The 3877-nt window shown below is 69.4% G+C and carries 1 protein-coding gene and 1 pseudogene; both read right to left on the reverse strand.

Features of this window, described 5'->3' with window-relative positions; all coding sequences use genetic code 11:
- Window positions 1-246, reverse strand: a pseudogene (locus RJ05_RS17835) (magnesium transporter); the annotation flags it as partial.
- A gap of 505 nt (window positions 247-751) precedes the next feature.
- The coding region (gene eccCb / locus RJ05_RS17840; protein ID WP_051016672.1) for a type VII secretion protein EccCb at window positions 752-3877 on the reverse strand (3126 nt) is incomplete at its 5' end.

Consider the following 3877-nt stretch of genomic DNA (forward strand, 5'->3'; position numbering starts at 1 on the left):
CTGCAGGATCTGCTGCTGGTCGACGGGCTCGAGCTCTTCGAACACCGCCAGCGCGAGATCCTTGTCCAGGAGCCGGAACGCGACACCGGCGCCGACGGCGTCCATGCGGGCGATCTCGTCGGCGATGACATGCGGTGGGTGGGTGTCGAGCCAGTGCAGGGCGGCGTCGACGCGATGGCGTTCGACGACATCCTGCAGGGATTCCGACAGCGTGGGGCGCTCGTGGATCAGTTCGGTCTGCGACATGGCAAAAGTCCTCGGCACAGCAGTGAGTTGGCGAGTGAATCGGAGAATCGACATCACACCGCGGGCGCTCACACCCGTCGCTACCGCCGGAAGACCCTGCTACCGGGAATGCGAAGGCGCGGCGCCGCGCGGCCTTCGACTGGGAGGTTCGCTGCGCATCGCAACACCACCTCCTCCGGAATTCGCCGCCGCGTCACACCGCGGCCGGTCCCCTCTGCCGACGGACGGTCGCCCACCGGTTCTCATGCAAACGCATTCCCGTGCAGGATACATCCCATCTGTCCCACCCGCGCACCGACACGTTCGTCACACGGCGTTTCGCCGCCCGGGCGTGTCGGACCTGCTGTTTCTGTCTGGGCGAGCCTCACGCACCACACTGGGGCAGAGCCCTGTTCGGATTCGAACCGCCGCCATGACGGCGCGCCGAGCTAGTGGAAGCCGAAGCCCGGCCGCTCGGAGTGCGCGCGGTCACGGCACCTCCGGGTGAGCCGAACCGCGACGAGTCTCACACCTGCGGGAGGTAGCTGATCTGCACCAGCTCGGGTGGCCGGGAGCGGGTGACAAACGTGCCGCGGCCGGGCGGCTGGGTGGTGGGGCGGACGTTGGCGAGCAGCGCGCCTTCGTCGGGGGAACCGCTCAGCACGAGGCCATCCACGCCGAGGTCGCGAAGGCGACCGAGGACCGGATCGTGCAGGGCCAGCGCGGCGCCTGCGGCCGCCCGGGCGATGATCACGTGCAGGCCGATGTCGTGGCCCTGGGCCAGATACTCGGCCAACGGCGCCAGCGGATTGCCGGTCGAGGCCGCGCAGACCCGCTCGTAATCGTCGACGATGACGAACAGTTCCGGCCCCCGCCACCAACTCCGGTCGCGCAGCTGCTGCGGGGAGACCTCCGGACCGGCCGTGCGTTTCTCGATGAACTGCACCACGCTGTCGACGGCCTCGGTGATCGCCTGCGGCGTGGGTGAATACCGCGCCACCTGCGGCAGTCCCGAGGACACCTCCAGCAACCTGCGCGCCGGATCGATGATGACCAGCGCCGCCTCGTCGGCGGTGGCCGCGCGGCCGAGACCGTCGACGATATTGCCCAGCAGGGTCGTCTTCCCGGATTCGGCATCCCCGAAGACCATGAAATGCGGCTGTTTGCCGAAATCCAGGACCAGCGGGGAGAGGTCGGTCGCCCGCAGGCCGACCACCACATGGCGTGCGCTCTGTTCGATGCCTTCCGCGTCCGCGATGGCCAGCAGATTCTCCCGCGGCACGCGCATCGGCAGCGCGCGCACCTCGGGCGCGCGCCGCCCGGGATAGCGCTGGGCGAGCAGGCGGCCGGAGGACAGCAGATCGCCGGCCGGGGCGCTCAGCTCGGCGCCCGACTCCAGCCTCGGCATTGCGATCATCATCGATTTGATCCGCGCTCCGGCACGGACCAACCCCCGGCCCGGCGTACCAGGGACACGAGCGGCGTCATTCTTGTTGAACTCGGACTCACCCGGATCGTCGAGTCGCAGTTCGAGCTTGGTGCCGAAACGTTCACGGAACACCGGGCGGAGATGGGCCCACCGCACCGCCGCCACGATGACGTGCACGCCGTAGCCGAGGCCGTCGGCGGTGAGGTCGATCAGCTGCTGTTCGAGCGACTCGTCGTGGCGCCGGGCGTAGCCCCAGTCGTCGACAACGAGGAAGACGTCGCCGAACGCGTCCGCCTGCGCCGGGTCCGGCATCGTCGCGCGGCGTCGCCGGTAGTCGGCCATCGAGCCGATGCCCAGTTCGCCGAACAGCCGGCGCCGGTTGCTCAGCACGGCGGCGACTTCGGCGACGGTGCGGCGCATCCGGTCCGGCTCGCTGCGCCCGACCACCGCACCCACATGCGGCACTTGCTCGAGATCGCCGAGTACCCCACCGGTATCGAGCACATAGAACTGCACCTGCTCGGGTGTGTGGGTGGCGGCCGCGGACAGTACGATCGTGGCCACGGTGGTGGATTTGCCCGATCGCGTCCCACCGACGACCGCCACATTGCCGTCTTCACCGCCCAGCGACAGCACCAGGGCGCGTTGCAACTGCTCGAACGGGTCGTCGACCACCCCGACCGGCAGCTCCAGCATGCCGAAACCGCCCGGCGCCCATCGGTGATCGGTGATCAGTTCGTCGATGGTGGCGGGCTCCGACAGCGGGGGCAACCAGATCCGGCGCGCGGGCGCACCCGCCGCGCGCACCTGCGACACCAGCGAGTCCAGCAGGGTCCGCTGCACACCGTGCGCATCGGCATCCTCGTCGGTGCGCCGTTCGGGCCGGGCCAGGTAGGCGGTTTTGAACCGGATGGGCGCGGCGGCATCGGCTTTGAGGTAGGCGAAGCCGGGCGTGCTCGGCAATTCGTAGGCGTCCGGCACGCCGAGCACCATGCGTGATTCGGCCGCGGAGAACATCCGCAACCCGATCCGGAAGGACAGGTAGGCCTCGAACGGCCCGAGCCGATAGCCTTCCAGCCGCGCCGAGGACAGCAACAGGTGCAGGCCGAGGGCCCGGCCGCGGCGCGCGATCGCGACCAGAGTGTCGCCGAAATCCGGTTTCTGGGCGAGTAGCTCGGTGAATTCGTCGATCACCAGGACCAGTGCGGGCAGCGGCTCGAGGTCGCGGCCGCGCCGGCGGGCCGCGTCGTATGCGGCGATGTCGGCGTAGTTGTGCCGGCGCAGCACCTGCCTGCGCCGTTCGATCTCACCGGCAAGGGTGGCCATCAGCCGATCCACCAGCGGCAGTTCCGCGGCCAGGTTGTTCACCACGGCCGAGACATGCGGCAGCGGCTGGAGCCCGTCGAAGGTTTCGCTGCCGCGGAAGTCGACGAGCAGGAAGTTCACCGCCTCCGGCGGATGGGTGACCGCCAGACCGAGCACGATGTCTTTGAGCAGCATCGATTTACCGGATCCGGCGGCGCCGACCACCAGGCCGTACTGCCCCATGCCCGATTCGCCGACCTGTTTCAGGTCCAGCTCCACCGTCTCCCCCAGGTGGGTGACGCCGATCGGGATGCGCAGCCGCTCGTGCTTGGACCGGTGCTGCCAGGCCACTTCCAGGTCGAGACGGTCGTCGGCCCCGATGCCGAACAGGTCCGCGAAATCGACATTGCCGTCGAAGGAGGGACGGCGAATCTCACCGTCGGCCGGGCGGGTGGGCCAGGCCGCCGCCACTCGGCTGACCAGTTCGGCGGCGCCGTCGGCCAGATCGGGCAGCACCATCTTGTCCGGCGGCAGTTCCCGCAGGTCGGGCATGGCGATGCGGAACGGACGACCACGATACAGAGCCCAGCCGGGGCCATCGGGCAGGCGAGCGGCCCGTTCGGGATGTATCCGGGATTCGTGTGGGCGGTGCAGGCGCAGCTCGATATGCGACGGCAGCAGATCCGCCAGCCAGTCCGGCGCCTCACTCCAATCGCGCACCGTCGCCACCACGTGCACGCCGTATTCCGGCCCGGCGCTGGCCACCTGACGCAGAATGGCGGCGAAATCGGGAATCTGCTCGCAGAAATCCCCCCATCGGTCCAGCAGCAGGAAGATATCGGCGGCGGGCCCGCCGACCAGCACCGATCGCGCCGCCCGCAGGCTGGCCGGCGAGTCGATGTTGTTGGCGCGGTACAT

It is taken from the genome of Nocardia cyriacigeorgica NBRC 100375 (assembly GCF_000308555.1).
Lineage (GTDB): Bacteria > Actinomycetota > Actinomycetes > Mycobacteriales > Mycobacteriaceae > Nocardia > Nocardia cyriacigeorgica.